Annotated in this window: 14 protein-coding genes and 1 riboswitch; of the genes, 10 read left to right on the forward strand and 4 right to left on the reverse strand. The window is 44.0% G+C overall.

All coding sequences use genetic code 11. The features are described from left to right. Positions 1–368 precede the first annotated feature (368 nt). From K3F53_RS09100 to K3F53_RS09110, 3 genes are all read left to right on the forward strand, one after another. Positions 369–1805, forward strand: a complete 1437-nt coding sequence (locus K3F53_RS09100; protein WP_057900326.1) for an amino acid permease — start codon at positions 369–371, stop codon at positions 1803–1805. 346 nt (positions 1806–2151) lie between these two features. Then, positions 2152–3054, forward strand: coding sequence for a class I SAM-dependent methyltransferase (locus K3F53_RS09105; protein WP_057898874.1), 903 nt, complete (start codon positions 2152–2154; stop codon positions 3052–3054). A 376-nt stretch (positions 3055–3430) separates the two neighbouring features. Next, positions 3431–5563 (forward strand): DNA topoisomerase III, encoded by a 2133-nt coding sequence (locus K3F53_RS09110; protein ID WP_057898873.1) that lies wholly within the window; start codon positions 3431–3433, stop codon positions 5561–5563. Between the two features lie 100 nt (positions 5564–5663). Here the strand turns inward: K3F53_RS09110 and K3F53_RS09115 are convergent, their stop codons facing one another. Then, positions 5664–6176: an acyl-CoA thioesterase gene (locus tag K3F53_RS09115; protein ID WP_057898872.1), complete on the reverse strand. Its 513-nt coding sequence runs from the start codon at positions 6174–6176 to the stop codon at positions 5664–5666. A 399-nt stretch (positions 6177–6575) separates the two neighbouring features. On the opposite strand from K3F53_RS09115, the gene pdxS reads away from it, so the two are divergent. Continuing rightward, complete coding sequence (gene pdxS, locus K3F53_RS09120; RefSeq protein ID WP_057898871.1) at positions 6576–7460, forward strand: pyridoxal 5'-phosphate synthase lyase subunit PdxS; 885 nt, start codon at positions 6576–6578, stop codon at positions 7458–7460. Positions 7461–7463: 3 nt separating this feature from the next. After that, positions 7464–8060 (forward strand): pyridoxal 5'-phosphate synthase glutaminase subunit PdxT, encoded by a 597-nt coding sequence (gene pdxT, locus K3F53_RS09125; protein WP_057898870.1) that lies wholly within the window; start codon positions 7464–7466, stop codon positions 8058–8060. 58 nt (positions 8061–8118) lie between these two features. Here pdxT and pdxR read toward each other — a convergent pair whose 3' ends face one another. Continuing rightward, complete coding sequence (gene pdxR, locus K3F53_RS09130; protein ID WP_091260226.1) at positions 8119–9606, reverse strand: MocR-like pyridoxine biosynthesis transcription factor PdxR; 1488 nt, start codon at positions 9604–9606, stop codon at positions 8119–8121. A 405-nt stretch (positions 9607–10011) separates the two neighbouring features. Beyond that, positions 10012–10095, forward strand: a riboswitch (cyclic di-GMP riboswitch). Positions 10096–10270: 175 nt separating this feature from the next. Between pdxR and K3F53_RS09135 the strand changes: the two genes are divergently transcribed. From K3F53_RS09135 to K3F53_RS09150, 4 genes are all read left to right on the forward strand, one after another. Further along, positions 10271–11926 carry a pyridoxal phosphate-dependent decarboxylase family protein gene (locus K3F53_RS09135; RefSeq protein ID WP_220560851.1) on the forward strand — a complete coding sequence of 552 codons (1656 nt, stop codon included), beginning with the start codon at positions 10271–10273 and terminating at the stop codon, positions 11924–11926. After that, on the forward strand, positions 11919–13607 hold the full coding sequence (locus K3F53_RS09140; protein ID WP_057898868.1) for a methyl-accepting chemotaxis protein: 1689 nt from the start codon (positions 11919–11921) through the stop codon (positions 13605–13607). The genes K3F53_RS09135 and K3F53_RS09140 overlap by 8 nt, the downstream gene beginning before the upstream one ends. Positions 13608–13961: 354 nt before the next feature. After that, on the forward strand, positions 13962–15356 hold the full coding sequence (locus K3F53_RS09145; protein ID WP_220560567.1) for an MATE family efflux transporter: 1395 nt from the start codon (positions 13962–13964) through the stop codon (positions 15354–15356). A 179-nt stretch (positions 15357–15535) separates the two neighbouring features. Beyond that, positions 15536–15754, forward strand: coding sequence for a hypothetical protein (locus K3F53_RS09150; protein ID WP_057898866.1), 219 nt, complete (start codon positions 15536–15538; stop codon positions 15752–15754). A 154-nt stretch (positions 15755–15908) separates the two neighbouring features. On the opposite strand, the gene K3F53_RS09155 is transcribed toward K3F53_RS09150, so the two are convergent. After that, a complete protein-coding gene (locus tag K3F53_RS09155) occupies positions 15909–16667 on the reverse strand; it encodes an SDR family NAD(P)-dependent oxidoreductase (RefSeq protein WP_062731153.1) in 759 nt (252 codons plus the stop codon). A 458-nt stretch (positions 16668–17125) separates the two neighbouring features. On the opposite strand from K3F53_RS09155, the gene K3F53_RS09160 reads away from it, so the two are divergent. Beyond that, the gene (locus K3F53_RS09160; RefSeq protein WP_062731152.1) at positions 17126–18586 is read left to right on the forward strand and encodes a nicotinate phosphoribosyltransferase; all 1461 of its coding nucleotides are present in this window, start codon (positions 17126–17128) and stop codon (positions 18584–18586) included. 290 nt (positions 18587–18876) lie between these two features. On the opposite strand, the gene K3F53_RS09165 is transcribed toward K3F53_RS09160, so the two are convergent. Continuing rightward, positions 18877–19494, reverse strand: coding sequence for an RraA family protein (locus tag K3F53_RS09165; RefSeq protein ID WP_057898865.1), 618 nt, complete (start codon positions 19492–19494; stop codon positions 18877–18879). Positions 19495–20078 lie beyond the last annotated feature (584 nt).

A 20078-nucleotide genomic window follows, 5' to 3' on the forward strand; every position in this document is an offset into this window, starting at 1 on the left:
GAATAAAAGATGCTTAAGCAAGGTGGATGCTCTCGTGACAATCTCCATTCCCGTAAAACATGCTTTTTTAGAATTTATGATGTACTTACAGATAGCATGAGGATAAGCAGTGTACAAGCTGCATTCGGAAAAGTTGCTTTTTCACAGGAATCAATTTACGGTCAGACCGTTTCCTCTAACCAACCCTATATAATTTATAATTCAGTTTTCAAGATTTAAGAATATATGGATATGTATCTATAGTATACCAAATTTTTCATTTCTTTTCTACAAAAAAAAGAGTTGATTCTACCATATTCGTAAAAGGGACAGCTGACCTATCAGGATTCAAATTTGTATTTTGATAAAGGAGGATGCTATCTGTGTCAATGGTTGAAAAAGAATCACAAATTCAAGCAACTGAGTCACATGGACTTAACCGCAGCCTATCAAATCGTCAAATTCAAATGCTGGCAATTGGAGGGGTAATTGGGGTAGGTTTATTCTACGGATCTACTACGGCTGTAAAATTGGCTGGTCCAGGGGTATTAATCACTTTCATCCTTTGCGGTGTGCTTGCTGCCATTGTCATGCGAGCACTTGGTGAAATGACCGTAGAAAACCCTGTTGCCGGCTCATTTAGTCATTACGCCGGGGATCTTCTGGGTGTCCGGATGGGGTTCTTGACAGCGGGAATGTGGTGGTTTTATTGGATAGCCACTGTCATGTCTGAACTTGCTGCAATCGGAAGTTTAGTACAATATTGGTTTCCAACTTTTCCGGCGTGGATACCTGGGCTGATTGGGCTTATTCTTTTTACTCTCTCTAATATGCTTGCCGTACGAATTTTCGGTGAAGTAGAATATTGGTTTGCTGTTTTGAAAATTTTCGCCATCGTTGTATTTATGATCTTCGGCGGACTGATCATCCTTACGGGAGTTTTCAATGATGGATACGCTGTTGGCTTAACCAATCTTTGGGTAAATGGTGGTTTCCTTCCGCATGGCTGGCCAGGGGTTTTTGCGACGATTTCGCTGATTGTACAAGTCTATAGTGGAATTGAGACGCTGGGTGTTGAAGCAGGAGAATCCCATGATCCTGCACAGACGATGCGCAAAGCTTTCCGCTCCGTGACGATTCGGATTTCCTTCTTCTATATTGGGTCTATTTTGATTGCGTTGAGCGCATTTTCATGGACTTACATACTTGAGAGCAACGTAAGTCCTTACGTTCTAATGTTTACGAAAATTGGTATTCCAGTAGCTGCAGGGCTTGTCAATTTGATTATCATTTTATCTGCCCTTTCTTCTTGTAATACTGGTGTATATGGCGGTAGCCGAATGCTCTATGGTATGGCATGTAAGGGACTATATTCTCCCAAATTTACTAAGCTGAATCGGAATCAAGTGCCTCATATAGCGGTTTGGATGACGGCAGCAATGATTTCTATAGGAGTTGTCATTACGTATTTGGCACCTGAAAATGTGTATGTTTGGATAACGAGTGCTTCTGCTTTTGCTTCACTATGGACATGGGGTACGATCTTAGTGAGCGAATTGGTTTTCAGACATCGGGCCAACAAAGAAAAGAAAATCCTCCAATTTGGGATGCCTCTATGGCCTGTTTTACCAATTATTGGTCTGCTAATGTTAGTTATAGCCTTTTTGGCGATTGCAACTTCCCCTTTAACGAGAATCTCCGTATTTGGGGGAATCGGTTGGTTAGTCATTCTGTTAGTGTATTATCAGATTAAGGTTAAGCATAGGATTAACGCTAATGATTGGAATGGTATACAGTACAAGAAGGAAGACCTTGATGCTTCTTAGTGAAGACCGATTCGGAACGATTATGGTTCTGCATCATTTTGTTAACGCTTACATTTATAAGATAATTCTTAAACTGGAGAATATGCCTAATCTTCATAAGTAGATTTTAAAGAATAAAACAAGAGGGGTTTTCCTATAAGTAAGCTGGGAAGGCCCCGTTTTTTGCTTGCTTTTAACAATGGGGCCTCTTCTCGGCGATTTCTCGAAATGAAACCTTTACAAAATTTTATTTTTATGATATTATAAAATTTTAATAATTTACATAAGGGGGTGGGTTTGGTATACTTCTTTTTAGATGTTATCTCTCAGTTCTTAAGGAGATAGACTCTAAAAGGAGGATATTTAAATGAAAGAAAACCAAGTCAGTCTTACTGCAATAATGACCGCCTACTTACGTGCCTACCATGCTATGAATGATACCCCAAAAATTTTTGATGACTTTCTAGCCTATCGTTTGATACCAGAGGAAAGACGTGCACTCATTGAACAAGGATTTTCTAGGGTTCTCCAGATTAATGTTCCCGAAAGTAACTCGACATGCTCCGACCAGGCGACAAATCCCTTGCCGTCTTTATTGCAAGCCATGGGGTTACCTAATGTTCTTAGCCGTTCAAGATATACGGAAGATAACCTTGAGCAGGCTATAAAACAAGGGGTGAAGCAGTATGTGATACTCGGGGCTGGGATGGATACCTTTGCTTTTCGTCGTCCAGATCTTCTAAGTAAGGTTCAGGTATTTGAAGTTGACCATCCGGCCACACAAGCCTTCAAACTTAATCGACTGGCTGAATTAGAGTGGGAAATCCCATCAAACCTTCACTTTGTACCTGTAGATTTCACAAAGGAGAGTTTGGCTGATGCACTCAAGGGAACTTCGTATGACGTGCAGACTAAAAGTTTTTTTAGTTGGCTAGGTGTCACAATGTACTTAACTCGAAACGAAGTGTTCGCAACGCTGCGTTCCATTACCGATATTGCCCCCGTGGGCAGTGCGGTTATTTTCGATTACTTTGTACCAGAAGAAGCTACTCCACATATGAAAGAGATGCAGGAGGATTTACGAAAGATAGGCGAGCCGATCAAAACGACCTTTGACCCGTCAACACTGGCTTTTGAACTGAAAAGTTTAGGGCTCCGTCTTCATGAGAACTTAAGCCCATCCGATATCCAAGAACGCTATTTTCAGAGTCGAACGGACGGCTATTATGCAAGTAAACATGTGCACTTGGCGAGGGCAGTAGTAGAGTAAAAAAATATGTTCTCCCAATATTGAGCGTTTTGCAAAATAACAACAAACGTATTCACTCAGCAACAGAGTATTTTTCGTCTGTCTATAAGCTATCTTTTCTGTGAAATGGTACAGAAAGGATAGCTTTTTGTATATGAAAAATTAAATTTTGCAAAAAAGTTGCGTAGAACCTATAATAATCATGGGTTTGTATATTGTACGTTTGCTGTTTTGGCATTTCTTTACAAAATGTGGTGCAGTGGAAAGATAGAAGCTAGATCACCACATGAAGCATCGAGTGTGCTGGAGGATAGATCGCGAGTATGTACAGTCTTCTCTTTTCAGACAGAAGGCTTTTCTTTTTTATGAATATGAAAAAAGACACGGGTGGGAAAATATGAAAACGTTAGTATTAGCTGAAAAACCGAGCGTAGGGAAAGACATCGCCCGCGTGCTTGGTTGCAATCAGAAACATAAAAACTATATGGAAGGCCCAAAATATATCGTTACCTGGGCGCTTGGCCATCTGGTCGAATTGGCAGAGCCAGAGGATTACGACCCGAAGTATAAAACGTGGAAGCTGGAAGATTTGCCGATTTTACCCGAGCGTATGCGGCTTAAGATCATCAGAGAAACCTCGCATCAGTTCCGGGCGATTTCCCAGCTTGCGAAACGAAAAGACATTAAAGACCTTATTATTGCAACGGACGCTGGAAGGGAAGGGGAACTTGTAGCTCGCTGGATTATGGAAATGATCAAGTGGAAGAAACCGTTCAAGCGCCTCTGGATTTCTTCGCAGACAGACAAAGCTATACGCGAAGGATTTGCAAACGCAAAACCAGGTTCGGTATATGATAGTTTGTACGAATCAGCCGTCTGCCGTGCGGAAGCTGACTGGCTTATCGGTCTGAATGTCACACGGGCGCTCACCACAAAATATAACGCTCAATTGGCTGCGGGCCGGGTACAGACGCCAACGCTGGCAATGATCATTCAACGTGAAGAGGAAATCAGAAAGTTCAAGCCGACCGAATATTGGACGCTTACAGTGGACTTTGGTGCATTCTCAGGTATGTGGCGCTCAGGCATGAACCAAAATAGCCGCATTTTTAAAAAAGAGGCGGCACAAGCGATCGATCAAAAAGTCTCTGGACAAACCGGTAAAGTAATACGGGTTAAAACAAGCGAAAAAACAGAGCCGCAACCGCTGGCATATGATTTGACCGAACTGCAACGCGACGCCAACAAACGATACGGCTTTTCTGCCAAACATACAGCGAATGTTTTGCAACGTCTCTATGAACATCACAAGCTGGTCACCTATCCGCGAACGGATTCGCGCTATTTGACAACCGATATGGTACCGACGTTAAAAAGTCGTTTGGAAAGTATTGAAGTAGGGCCGTACGCGCAATTGGTGCGTCCTCTGCTGAAACAAAAATCGCTGCGCATTACCAAACGTATTGTCGATGACAGCAAAGTGACCGATCACCATGCCATTATTCCGACAGAAGAGCCGGTACGCCTAAACGACTTAACGAATGATGAGCGAAAATTGTATGACTTGATTGTACGTCGTTTTATCGCGTTGTTCTATCCACCGCACCGCTATGAAAGCGTGCAGATAACGATTGATGTGACAGGTGAAGAGTTTTATGCCACGGGAAAAACGGTCAAAGACACCGGCTGGAAAGAAGTATACGGAAAAGATTCGTCCTCTTCCAACGAAGACAGAGAAGAGGATGAACCTGCGGAACAAATGCTTCCATCGTTGCATGAAGGGGATAGTGTGACTGTCAAGCACAGCGCGATTCACAGTCACCTTACCAAACCGCCGCTTCGTTACACAGAGTCCGATTTGCTTGCCAGAATGGAGAAAAACAATCTCGGTACTCCAGCGACGCGCGCCGATATTATCGAAAAGTTGCTGAATATAGATACGATTGAGCGTCAAGGAAACCGCCTGCTTCCGACAAAAAAAGGATTGCAGTTGATTGAGCTCGTCGCAAACGAATTGAGATCGCCGGAATTGACAGCCAAATGGGAACGTCAATTGGAAAATATTGCACGCGGCAAAGGGGACGCGAAACATTTTCTCTCTGGAATTCGCCGTCAGGCGGCAGCGCTTGTAAAAGAAATTACCCAAAGCGATGTCGAATACAAGCCGCACAACGTGACCGGTTCTAAATGTCCGGAATGTGGCCAGAACCTGCGGGAAATCAAAGGAAAACGCGGCAAGATGCTGGTGTGCCCGGATCGTGAATGCGGTTACCGCCGCTCCGCGGAAAAACAACTGTCCAACAAACGTTGTCCGCAATGCCACAAAAAAATGGAGATTCGTACCGGAAAGGCAGGAAAATTTTTGCAGTGCAAAGCGTGCAATGTAATAGAGATGCTGGAAGACAAAAAAGGGGCTCAAATGAACAAGCGCCAGGAACGTGCATTGCTTAAGAAGTATAGCAGCAGTGAAGGATTAACGGCTAATCTGGGCGAAATGTTGAAGGCGGCTCTGGAGAGTAGCAAAGAATAATGTTTTTGAATAAGGCAGACTGTTGATGATTCAAGATTCAGGATAAAGCGTATCTAGGTAGTGAAAAACTTGCGGGCATACCCGCAAGTTTTTCATTTTTCTACTCCCAGGGTTTTTTCGTTGTCAAAAACTCGGCGAGCCGCTTGCTTTCTTCACGTCTCATCTTGCGCATCTGCGCGCGCTGCGCCGCGCGTTCATGCAATTTTTTTTCTTCTTCTGTTTCGGGAATCACGCCCGGTACAGGCACTGGCTTTTTGTTCTCGTCCAACGCCACAAACGTCAAAAAAGCAGTAGCGGCAATTTTTCGTTCACCAGTATACAATCCTTCCGAAATCACTTTCACAAACACTTCCATCGAGCTTGTGCCTGTGGAAATAACAAACGATTCCACACATACAGAATCCGTAGGATTAATAGGGTGAAGAAAATCAACGGAATCAGTGGACGCTGTCACGACTGGCATGCGGGCATGACGGGTCGCCGATAGTGCGGCCACATCATCAATATAAGACATTAATTTTCCTCCGAACAGCGTACCATGTTGATTCGTGTCAGGAGGAAGAACGATGCTTGTTTTTACGACTCTTGAATCTTTTACATATTTCTTTTCCATATTGATTGCACACCTTATATAAAAGTTTTATGTATATACAATTTGTCCTGTAATGAGAGGGTCCATCGCTTTAATTTTTACCATAAGCTATGAAAAGAGCTTACGTCAGATGTATATAGATACAAAATATAAGCATAAATGCTTCGACTACATCATTCATTATAATACCGATCTTATTATTTCAAAACAGGTTCATGATAAGTTTATTTTTTACGATTTTTCGGTTAAGTATCAATTTTTTAGGAAAGTGTTATACACTTTGGTTGACTGTTATATACACATGCGCGCTACAATCAATTTGTGAAAAAGAGATATACATAACACTCTATATAGAAAGTTAAGTGTTATATAAAGCATTATGACAATTATAATTTTAAGAAAAAGGCAGGAGGAATTAGTATGGCACAACAAGGAACAGAACGCGTAAAACGCGGAATGGCAGAAATGCAAAAAGGCGGCGTAATTATGGACGTCGTAAATGCTGAACAGGCGCGCATCGCGGAAGCTGCTGGCGCGGTTGCGGTTATGGCGCTTGAACGCGTACCGGCGGATATTCGAGCAGCAGGCGGTGTAGCGCGCATGGCAGATCCGACAATCATAGAAGAAGTTATGAACGCTGTTTCCATTCCGGTGATGGCGAAAGCGCGCATTGGTCACTTCGTGGAAGCAAAGGTGCTAGAAGCGTTGGGCGTAGACTACATCGACGAATCCGAAGTGTTAACTCCGGCAGATGAAGTGTTCCATATTAACAAGCGCGAATTCACCGTTCCATTCGTTTGCGGAGCACGTGATCTCGGGGAAGCGCTACGCCGTATCGGCGAAGGTGCATCCATGATCCGAACAAAAGGTGAGCCTGGCACAGGCAACATCGTGGAAGCGGTTCGTCACCAGCGTATGATGCAGAGCCAAATTCGCAAAGTAGCGAGCATGTCCGAGGATGAACTGATGGCGGAAGCAAAAGCGCTCGGTGCGCCGTATGAACTGTTAAAGCAAGTACATGATACAGGCAAATTACCGGTCGTAAACTTTGCTGCAGGTGGCGTATCCACGCCGGCGGATGCGGCCCTTATGATGCATCTTGGTTCCGATGGAGTATTCGTAGGTTCCGGTATCTTTAAATCCGAAAATCCGGAAAAATTTGCGCGCGCGATCGTCGAGGCGACAACACACTACGAAGATTACGAATTAATCGGCCATCTGTCCAAAGGTTTGGGCAACCCAATGAAAGGGATTGATGTAGCGTCCCTGCTTGAAAACGAGCGGATGGCTGTACGGGGCTGGTAAGCGATGAAGATCGGAGTACTGGCGTTGCAGGGAGCGGTCGCTGAACACATTCGCCTGCTTGAGCAGGCGGGTGCGGAAGCGATCGCCGTCAAAAGAGTAGAACAACTAGCAGAACTGGACGGCTTGGTCATTCCGGGCGGCGAAAGCACAGCCATTGGCAAACTGATGAAAAAGTACGGATTTGACGTAGCGCTTAAAGAATTTTCTGCACAGAAAAAGCCTTTGTTCGGCACATGCGCCGGAATGATTATTCTCGCCGGAGAAATTGAAGGGCAGGACTGGACACACCTTGGACTGATGGATATAAAAGTGGCACGCAACGCGTTCGGACGCCAGCGCGAAAGTTTTGAAACCGATCTTCCGGTGGCAGGTATTGCCGAAGATTTCCGCGCTGTGTTTATCCGTGCTCCGCTTATCCGCGAAGTAGGGGAAGAAGTCGACATCTTGGCGCGATATAAAGACGAAATCGTCGCCGCCCGCCAAGGGCATTTGCTCTGTGCTTCCTTTCATCCCGAACTTACAGATGACAAACGTATGCACGCTTATTTCTTAGAAATGGTCAGGGAGTACCGGACACAGGAAGCGGCCGTTGCCCAATAAATTAAAATTGCTTAAGACGGCAAGCGAAAACGCTGGAAGCGGCGGGCGCTTGCCGTTTTTATACAACAGGCGTTTTTCTGTAAGTGACCGTCGCCTCAATAAACGCCGCAGTCGCCCGGCACAATTCTTTAACGCCCTCTGCAAGCAATGGTTCATTCATAAACGAAAAACTGAGTCTTAGGAAATGGTGTTTCGACTCAATCGGATAGCAGGCCGCTCCGGGGAGAAATGTAAGCTGATAGTTGCTGGCATACATAAGAAAGTCTTCCGTATCCACATGCGGAGGAAGCGAAAGCCATAAATTTACTCCGCCTCTGGGTGTAAGCCAGCTAATCCCTTCCGGCATATGCTTCGCCAGCAATTCAATCATCATATCGCGGCGAAGTTGCAGAGCAATGCGCAATTTTTTAACATGGTTGCGCATCCGTTCCGAATAAAGCAGCGGGAGCACCGCTTTTTGCGTCAATAGCGGGCTGCCAAGATCCATATTGCCTTTAGCTGCGACCAATCTATGAAAAATTGTGCCAGAAGCGACCAGCACGCCAATCCGGCAACCGGGAGCGAGTATTTTACTAAGGCCTTTCAAATAAATCACATGGCCGAGCGGGTCCATGCTTTTTAGCGAAGACGGGGGCTTATTCTCATAATAAATTTCGCTCCACGGATCATCCTCTAGGATGATGCTCTGTGTCTCATAGGCAATGTCAAGCAACTGGCGTCGTCGCTCGATACTCATCACCGTTCCGGTTGGATTATGAAAGGTTGGCATCGTATAAATAAGCTTTGGCTTGTATTTCTCACATAGCGCCGCCAGCATATCTACTCGCATTCCATCCTTATCTACAGGCACGGGAAGAATGGTAGCCCCGCGCCAGCGGAATACATCAATCGCCGCAGGGTAGGTAGGCGCCTCGGTAATGACGATATCCCCTGGGCCGACAAACGTCCGAGCCACGAGATCAATGCCCTGTTGTGTTCCATTCGTAATTAAAATTTCTTCCGGTGTTACTTGAATTTGCTTATCCCGTAAATAAACAGTTAGTTCTTGACGCAGCGGCAAGTCACCCTGAACGTCGCTGTACGTGGAAAGAATTCTCGGCTCCTCAGCAAGAATGCGCTGAATTTCTTTTTCCAAGTACCGGTTTGGCAAAAGCCCGGGGTCAATCGTAGAAGAAAAAAATTCATAGCGGGCCGATACCTGGTGATAGCGTGAAAACTGCGCTCGTGGCAAATAGTCGGGAACCGACAGTTGCCAATCAAACGGCGACTCTTTTTTTGGCAGCTCTTTTTTCGGCGTTGTATCCGCCGCTTTTGTCCGTACAAATGTGCCTTTTCCTTGAATACGTATAATATATCCATCTTCTTCAAGCGCATCATACGCTTGAACGACTGTCATGAAACTTACATGAATCTGTTTAGCCAGCGCACGGACAGAAGGGAGACGTGTGCCTTCTTCCAACAACTCCGACTGGATACGGTCCACAATCGCTTGATAAATTTGCTTGGCCAACGGAACAGGAAGCTGCCGGTTCACTTTTATTTGCATAACGGATAACTCCTTATTAAGTGTTATATAAAGATATACTGTTATATAAGCATAACATAATCATCAGTTTTATAGAAAGTGCTCCTTCGTTCAATATTTATAGCCTTTCCATCGTAATCAAAGCAGCCGTTCCCATCCACGGAATGGCTTTATTGTTATGTGAGTAAATAATAAAAGGTTATGAATAAAAAATGTATGGATGTTATCTTTTTTATTTTTTCTGTTCTCCGTTTTGATAAGCCGCGATGAACTTAGGAAATCTCCCGAAATAACTAGTACTTTTATGAGCTTCTCTTCATATTCACAAGATACGGTTTAATATTTTTAATAATACAAAAACAGGAAAGATGGTTGATTTATAAAGTTATATTAGTAAAATAATCCTGGTAGAACCAACCTATTCTAATCTGAAAAAGGCAAATCTATCGAAAGGTAGAGACGTAAAGCCAAGGGTCTAAGGTTGCAAAACTATGACAGCCGGTTGCCAAAATTGTAGCGCACATAAGTGCCGTTAGTAAAAGCATTCTATCATCTTATCAAAGGTTTACAAATCGGGTGTACTGCATATTGGCACAGGCTATTCTAAAGAATATGGATGGCCTTTTTCTTTTAGTATTAAAAAAATAAGAAAATCAAGCAAAGGGAATGGGGGATAAACATGAAGATGAAAGACATACAAGCTTTGTTTCCAAGCGAAGATGGAAACAAAGAACGTCGGCAGGTGCTACTTCAATTCATGCAAAACATTGTGGAGGGGCTTGATCGCCTGAAAGACCCACAACGCGCAACACTAGGATCGATGCAGGAGAGGACAGGAGAGTTTTACAAGGATATTATAGACTGCGCGCAGGTTCCAGAGCGCGGAATAGCATTGGATAAAGTCGTTGAAGAACTTCTCGGGTTAGCCAAAGGACATCCGTATCATACAAGAAATTTCGTAAGTAATGTATTGCCTATGGCAAGTATTCCAGGTATTCTGGGCTCTTTACTTACTACATTGTTAAATGGCAACAATTTATGGGATGTATACGGACCGGCTGGCGCGGAGGCAGAAGTAAAAGTCATCGCCATGATGTCCAAACTGGCGGGTTATGACGCTACAAAATCATGGGGATACACGACATGGGGCGGGCAAGGAGCCGTATTCTCAGGGCTGCGCCTCGCTATCGCCAAGCAATTCCCGGATGCTAAAGAAAAGGGCGTGCCTGGCAATTTGTACTGCTTTGCTTCAGAAAACGCGCATTATAGCCTTTTTAAATCCATGGAGGCGACCGGCATCGGCAGTAACCATTTGATTACGGTCAAAGCCGATCCGCTAACGCACGCTATGAATACAGATGATTTGCGCGAAAAAATGGAACGTGTTATTCAGCAGGGAGGTATCCCCATATACATCGTCGCCACGACAGGGGCCACGGATTCATTCGGAATTGACGATATAAAAGCGATTAAAGAAACAGCCGATGCAATTACGAATCGATACGGGCTCCATCCGGCGCATATCCACGCCGATTCGGCGCTAGGCGGATTCTATTGCCTGTTTAACGACTACGATTTTGCGCGCAATCCGCTTCAACTCGAACAGCCTTTGTGCGAGAACTTACTGCAAATCCGCGAAAAAATGCAGCATTTACATCTGGCTGACAGTCTCTGCTTCGATTTTCAAAAGCTCGGACAAACGCCGTATCTTACGAGCCTGTTCCTTGTGAAAAACGGAAAAGATATTGGGCTGCTTGATTTGCATGAGTTCGAAACACCATATGTGGGCAACCGGGGCTATGGCAGTTATCACACAAGCTACACGCTGGAATGCTCGCGTATGGCCAGTTCGATCGCGATATACGCGGCACTGTTGGCGTTCGGCGTGGATGGCTACCGCCAAATCCTTGCCAATTATGTGCGGGTGAATATGGCGTTCCGCGACAGGCTATTGGCCCGTTTTTCGAATGTGGCTGTTACAAATGAGAATAATCCTGGACCGATTACGACTTTCCGGTTTTATCCAGAACAGGCGGAGTGGCACAAAGAAAGAGCAGGGAAACTTACAGGCAAGCAGATTAAACAGAACAACGAATGGAACTACCCAATATTTGAAGAATTAGGCAAACACCGTGAGCACGTGTTTTTCGGCGATACAACAAGGCAATGCTTAGTCGATGCATCCGATGTTTCAAAACGTGTACCTGTTTACGCTGCTAAGTTTTTTTCGATTTCTCCTTATACAACGGTAGAAACGTTGGACGAAATTGTTGAATTTTTGGCGAAACGTGTGGCATGCGTAGACACAATGCGAAATGCGAGGGAAAAGACCTATGTTTAAAACAAAAAGCTCCCTCGGTAAAAAAATTACCGCCTATTTTGCAGGTTGCATTCTCGTATTATCTATCATCTTCAGCTTTGTTTCTTATGAGCTTTCCATGTGGATTGTTAATCAATACGTTTTGCCCCAGTTCGAGAACACGCTGCAAACCAATATCCGGGAACTTGAGCGGAATTTGGACAAGACGCTGGCTACTCGTTCGGACGCAGGCTCAGACTCGGCCTATGCTAGCCTGCTGGCTTTCTTAAATGAACAAAAACAGGACATGGGTGCCGAATATGTGTATGTGCTCGGAAAAAAAGATAAAGCCTATATCGTTGCGCTGAGCGGAGCCGCTGAAAAACGAAACGCGGACTACACGTTCACCGCAGGGATGGAAAGAGCGTTTGACAACCCGGGAACCGTGCAGTTTAGCGAGGTATACGAGGACAGCTATGGTGTACATAAATCGGTCTTCACCCGTCTTGCGGGAACGGATATGATCATCGGCATTGATATGAACGCAGAGTTTGTCAAGAAGTTGAATCGCTACATTATTGGTATTAGCATCTTGCTTACACTGGCACTTATCGTTTTCGGTTTTGCCGCTGGCTATTCGATAGCGAGAAAAATCATAAAACCGATACAGCTCCTCGTCCAACATACACAAAAAGTGGCAGCTGGCGATTTGCGCGATGAAATAAAAATTGCAAACAACGATGAACTTGGGCAGCTTGCGACCAGCTTTAACCATATGAGCCAGCAGCTTAAAGATATGATTTCACAATTGTCGGCTACATCAAACCATGTGGTGGATTCATCCGAGACCTTATCCGCCAACGCGCAACTGACAACGGAGATGGCACACCAAATGGTAGCGGCGACTGAAGAAATTGTATCTGGCAACCAAACAGTGTCGCAAGCTGCGGAAGAGAACGCACAAGCTATGGGAGAAATCGCCTCGGGCATCCAGCACATTAGCGAATCAGCTGTTGCTGTTGCCGAACAATCCGTCAAAGCGGCACAGGAAGCGAATGACGGTAACGATCGGATTCAAAAAGCCGTATTGCAAATGGATTCGATTTCTGCTTCACTTTCCCATTCGACGGTACTTGTAAAGCAAACAAACGAGCGCACAAACCAAATTGGCCATGTAGTGGAATTGATTACGAGCATAGCCGATCAAATTAATCTACTCGCGCTTAATGCAGCGATTGAGGCGGCCCGCGCTGGAGAATATGGCCGCGGATTCGCGGTAGTAGCGGACGAAGTGCGCAAGCTTGCCGAACAATCGGCCGCTTCTGCAAGCAAAATTGCAGGCTCATTGCATGCCATTTGCGAAGATTCGATTAAATCAGTGGAAGCGATGAATCAGATGGCGGCGGAAGTACAGGCCGGAACAGAGGTCGTAAATGAAGCTGGTCAAGCGTTTGAAAATATTCTCAGTCTCATCGACGATATTTCACAAAAAATCCAGGCGGTTTCCGCTGTAACACAACAGGTATCCGCAAGTGCTCAGCAAGTATCTGCATCGGCGGAAGAAACGGTACAGATCGCCTCGGAATCCCTTGAGAATACAAGAAAAATAGCAGCTAGCTCCCAGGAGCAGTTAGCGTCAATGGAAGAGAGCGCAAATGCTATCAAAGAACTGCAAGCACGGGCCCATTCATTGCAAAGCAAGCTCGGCAACTTCAAAATTTAGCAGGAGGAAGAAGAAGGTGTCCCAGAGGTGATGGGGCACCCTTTTTTCCTGCTTTAGAAATGATCCCTTGATAAATAGAAAGCCTATTATTCCTATGTAAATATTTCTAAAAAATAAAATAAATAGTATATATAGAAAGTATTGATTAAATGCATTGTAATGGTTATAATGAAATCGCTTGATCTAAAAAGGAATGGGAAAGTACATAAGTAAAAAAGTAAGGAAAGGGCATATTTCGTTTTATGCTCTTTTTTCGTGCGTAAAAGGTTTTGATTTACAGTATTTGTTATTGTGTGATATTGTATCATTGTTTATTTTGCGACATTCCAAAAAATAAACATAGGAGAAAAAAAGATGAGAGAAACATATTCTGTAAGGGAAAAAACGCGGCAGCTTCTGGTGATTCTGCTTCCAATTTTAATTACACAATTATCACTATATGCGATGAATTTTTTTGACACAGTCATGTCTGGCCACGCCAGCCCAAATGATCTGGCGGGCGTTGCAATTGGTTCCAGTATCTGGATGCCGGTCTATACAGGCTTAAGCGGAATTATGCTGGCCATAACACCGATTATCGCTCAATTAGCCGGGGCCAGAAGTACAGAGCGCATGCCGTTCACAGTCATACAGGGGGCTTACTTGGCACTCGCGTTGTCTATTGTTGTTTTCATTGCCGGTTCGTTTACGCTCAGGCCCATCCTTGACATGATGGAACTGGAGCCCACCGTGCGCGATATCGCTTATCATTATCTGATAGCTATTGGCTTTGGCATCGCGCCGCTGTTCATATCTATGGTGTTTCGCTGTTTTATTGATGCCCTTGGCTATACGCGTGTAACGATGCTCATCATGTTAATTTCGCTGCCCATAAACGTGGCGCTCAACTATGTGTTCATTTACGGAAAGTTTGGGTTTCCGCGTCTCGGCGGGGTAGGAGCAGGATATGCATCCGCGATTACGTATTGGTGCATCGCGTTTTTAAGTATATATGTTATTCACCGGATGTCCCCGTTTGCTAGCTACCGTATCTTTCGCTGCTTTTACCGCGTGGCGTTCTCTGCGTGGAAAGAGCAACTCAAGATCGGAATCCCGATTGGCTTTTCGATTTTTTTTGAAACAAGTATTTTTGCGGCCGTTACGCTTTTGATGAGCGAGTTCAGTACGGTGACGATCGCAGCGCATCAAGCGGCCATGAATTTCGCGTCGTGTCTGTATATGGTGCCAATGAGCATTGCGATGGCCCTAACGATCGCGGTTGGGTTCGAAGTAGGGGCACGGCGCTTTAAAGACGCGGTACAGTATAGCTATCTTGGGATAGGTATGGCCGTGACGATGGCGCTTGTTTGCGCTTGTCTGCTGTTTTTCTTTAACGAACAAGTCGCTGGACTGTATACAACCGATGCTGAAGTGCTTGAATTAACCATGCAATTTCTAATATACGCGCTTTTCTTCCAGTTATCTGATGCCGTCGCCGCTCCGATCCAGGGCGTGCTACGTGGATATAAAGATGTTAATATTGTATTCCTCATCGCGTTCGTTTCCTATTGGCTCATCGGCCTTCCAGTCGGCTACATGCTTGCTAATTATACGTCCCTTGGCGCATTTGGCTATTGGATCGGATTGATTACCGGTCTTTTGTTTGGAGCGATTGGTCTTTCGCTGCGTCTTGTTTACACGCAGCGAAAATTTCACCATGTATCAAAAGGAAGCCGAACAGAGCGGTTGGATAAAGATCTAGCCAATTGAAAGGATGGGAGTGTTTGTCTTTTTGTGGGTAATGCGATATAATTTAAATGTTAAGAAAATATATTTTTCAAGCATGGGATTGCATAGAAAAACCTGACTGTTTGCAGCGCATCATTCAGCACCGTATTTTCAATATACTTTGTAGTTAACGAAACACTTGTACGGAAAGGGGTATGGATATGGATAGCATACAAGGCACTTATCAAATCGTTGATGGCAGCGGTAAATTGGCTCTTGGAAACAAGGAAGTCATTTCCCTGGTAGTAGGAAAAGCGATTAAAATTCTTCACCCCGAACACGGATGGCTGCAGGGAATTTATCAGGGCAACGGTGAGGTCGTTCACCCACAAGGAACATATTCGTTGAAAGAAGGCGACATGATTCGTATTTTAAAGTAATTCTGCATAGAAAAGCAGGCGCACAAAGCGCCTGTTTCAGATTGAAGAAAAACTCCCTCTACTCAATGGCAGTAGAGGGAGTTTTTCGTGTATGCATACGAATTTTCCAAAAGCCTGTGAAACAATTGATAGAAGAATAAAGGAGAGGACAAATTTAAAAGTTGCTGCGCGACTGCCCACCGTCCACATTCAGCGTTGCGCCGACCACCCAGGACGCTTTCTCAGAAGCGAGAAAGACGGCGACATTTGCAACTTCTTCTACCGTGCCGAAGCGGCCAGCCGGAATCTCGTTTTTTACAAATTGCTTAATTTTCTCCGGGTTTTCCTGAAGACGCTTCTGCCAGTTTCCGGTCGGGTGCAAAATTGAGCCTGGCGCGATGCCATTGACGCGGATGCCGTACGGAATGACTTCGTTTGCCAGCGCTTTCGTAAAGCTAATAAGCGCCGCTTTCGCCGCATTGTACGTCGGTTTGCCGCCCGATTCACGGCCGTAAATCGAACTGATATTAATAATGCTTCCTGCTCCTTTTTCTTTCATCAATGGAATGACTGCCTTGCTTAAATCGACGGCTGGATAGAAGTTAATGTCCATGGCCGCCTGAAATAGTTCGAGATCCGTGTCAAGAACGGTGCCACCGTTGCTTCCGCCTACATTGTTAACCAAGACGTCAACGGTTCCCCAATTGTTTACAACCTGGTTTATGATACTTTTGCGGGCCTCCCTGTCTGTCAAATCAGCAGGAAGCGCGAGAATACCATCCATTTCTGCGGCTGCTTCCTGCAACTCTGTTTCGCCGCGTGCAGCAATCGCCACTTTTGCTTCTTCCTCGTAAAAAGCGCGAGCAATCGCGCGCCCGATTCCTTTGGAACCGCCCGTTATAAGCACCACTTTATCTTTTAGTCCTAGATCCATTGTGTCACACCTTTCCACTTTGCTAGGAAATACATTTTATCATACCATTGGGAAAACCAACATAACCATCAAAACAAACTTATACGTTCGGTCAGTTTATCATAGACAAATTTTGCAGATTGTACCGTTTTCTGAATTTGAAGTGCTCGCGCTTGGCTTGCTAGGGCAAAATATGGCTTATGCTCTCTCGACTTTGAAGTAACAATTTTTGTATAACAAATGAGGGGACACTTCTTTTTTTACATATAATAGAATTGGCAATATCCAAATTACAAATTATTAAGTAACTATAAAAATATTATGTAAAGTAGTGTGAGAACAATGCCAAATGATGATTTTTTGAAAGGATAAACGGGTAATTATATAATTGCAAATGAATAAAGGAAGGAATATATGTATGAAAAATTGTCTTGGTGCGCAAATTTTATAAACTGGGTATCGAAAAGGAGAGAGACAACATGTGTAACATGTATCCAGACGACGGCTTTGCACTGCATACGGATCTATATCAAATCAATATGGCAGAAACGTATTGGGAAGATAACATACATCAGCGGAAAGCAGTGTTTGACCTTTATTTCCGCAAGCTTCCGTTTGGAAATGGATTCGGCGTTTTTGCTGGGCTTGAACGGATTATTGAGTATATTCAATCGTTCCGCTTCACGGACAGCGATCTTCAATATTTAAAGGAAGAGTTGGGATACGCAGACGATTTTCTGGATTATTTAAGAACGATGCGTTTTACCGGTACGATCCGTGCCATGGAGGAAGGGCAAATCGTGTTCGGTAACGAACCAATTCTTACGGTGGAAGCGCCGCTTATCGAAGCGCAGTTGATTGAAACAGCGTTGTTGAATATTGTCAATTACCAGACGCTTGTCGCTACCAAAGCGGCACGTATTAAACATGTAGTAGGAAATGCCACAGTTATGGAGTTTGGTACACGAAGGGCTCATGAGTTTGACGCGGCCATCTGGGGAACGCGCGCCGCCTACATCGGCGGCTTCGACGCTACGAGCAACGTACGGGCGGGAAAACGTTTTGGCATTCCGGTCGCGGGCACGCATGCCCATGCAATGGTACAAGCGTACAAGGACGAGTATACGGCGTTTAAAACGTACGCTCGTCGTCATAAACATTGTGTATTTTTGGTAGATACATATGATACGTTGCGTTCGGGCGTACCGAACGCTATCCGCGTAGCTAAGGAATTAGGCAATAACATTCATTTCGCCGGCATCCGCCTCGATAGCGGAGACCTTGCCTATTTATCCAAAGAGGCGCGGAAAATGCTGGATGAAGCCGGATTTACAGACACAAAGATTATCGCTTCCAATGATTTGGACGAATACACGATTATGAACCTGAAAGCTCAGGGAGCAAAAATTGATATATGGGGGATCGGAACCAAGCTAATTACCGCGTATGACCAGCCAGCGTTGGGTGCCGTTTATAAGCTGGTCGCCATCGAAGACGAGAACGGAAATATGGTGGATACGATTAAAATTTCTGCCAATCCGGAAAAAGTCACTACTCCTGGAACGAAAAGAGTGTACCGGATTATCAATACTATCAACCAGCACGCGGAAGGCGATTACATTGCGCTCGAAGATGAAAGGCCACAGGAAGAGGAAAAACTGAAATTGTTTCATCCGGTTCATACATTCATTAGCAAATTCGTTACAGATTTTGAAGCGCGCGATTTACACAAAGAGATTTTCAAGGATGGAAAGCTTATCTATTCGCCGCCTTCGCTTGACGAAATCAAGGTGTTTGCAAACCAAAATTTGGCTTATTTCTGGGAAGAATATAAACGAACGTTAAATCCGGAAGAATATCCGGTCGACTTAAGTCAGAAGTGCTGGGACAATAAAATGCGTAACATTGAAGAAACGAGAGAACGATTGCAGCGTTTTTAAACTGTTTTATTTATCCAAAGCACAACTGGCAATCAGGACTGACTGTGCCAATCGTTTTTCTGGACATGAAGCGATGGATCGTACAGGTTATTCCCGGAATCGAAGGAATATGAGATTAAAGATCCGAATGTACGTTGGTTGTTTGAACGTATTGATAGGTTAGATATCCCCGAAAGGGCACATGAATGTTCGCTATCCATATAAGCAAAATAAGCAAAAGAAGTATTTCAACACAAACTGGGTGGCGGACGGTTTTACGATGGTTAGCTGGGAGGGTAGCGTTTTTTGATTTATTTAGAGAGTATGTTGTCTAAATATTGTATAACTGACTCTCGACTTTTCAAAACGCTTTCTTCCCTTTCCTGATCTTTTTTCATTTTTTTAACTGCTTTATTTAGCACATCTTGCTCAATTGTCTGTGGGATGACCACTACACCATCTACATCTCCAATAATGATATCATTAGGATGAACTGTTACTCCTCCGCAAGAAATAGGGACATTTGTTTCGCCGATACCAACCTTATTGCTTGCTGCCACTGTTGTTCCTTTACAGAAAACAGGAAAATTCAAGTTTTTGATTCCCATAACATCCCGAATGACCCCATCGACAACGATTCCTTGAATGCCTAGTGTTTGTGCCATTCCTACTACAAAATCACCGGCGATCGCACGGTATGTATCTCCTTTGGCATCAATAACCAAAATGTCCCCGGGTTTTGCTTCTCTAATTGCTTTTAGTACGTAAAAGTTATCTCCGGCTGCTGTTTTTACAGTAAAAGCTCTTCCGACGATTTTATACTCTTCTTTTAAAGGTTTAATGTCTGGATGCAAGTTATTAAGCCCTTGCATTGCATCAGATACACAGGTTGTCGGAGTTTCGCGCAATTTCTCAATTATGTCGTTCATCAATGTTCCTCCTCACAATATAATACTTGTTTTTCTATTTTGAGTTATCTTGTTTATATTGTATTATAACAGATTATATTAGTCAATTTTTGTTATACAACTTTTATATTCGTTTTGTTTTTAGGGAAATCGTAGGATGACTAAAATTCACCATGTTATTTTTTATAATGAGCGTTTTGCATAATTTTCGCTCTTGAAGCCCCAAGGCTCTTTTAGTCACAAAAAAGGAATGCACCCCAACTTGTAGAAGAATATAGCTCCCTTTATAAAAGACTGTTTATCTATCAAGTCTTATTTATATATAATGATAGTACCAAACAAAATGAGGTGCTTGACATGCAAAACATCCTTTAAGTTTGTCGTAGAAGTAATGCAGACGTGCCGGACAAAAAGCCTTCTCGCTCGTAAGAGAAAGGCTTTTTATACTGAGATATAAATGTACAAAGGAAAGCTCATAGATAACTGTATATTCAGTCCAATAAATAACTGAACTCAATGTGATTTATGAGCAGAAAATTGGAAAAGTGCTAGCGGAAATTGATCAAAAAATATGACGTAATATATATAAACAAAGGTGTGAAAAC

The sequence above is a fragment of the Aneurinibacillus thermoaerophilus genome (genome assembly GCF_019603355.1).
Classification (GTDB): domain Bacteria; phylum Bacillota; class Bacilli; order Aneurinibacillales; family Aneurinibacillaceae; genus Aneurinibacillus; species Aneurinibacillus thermoaerophilus.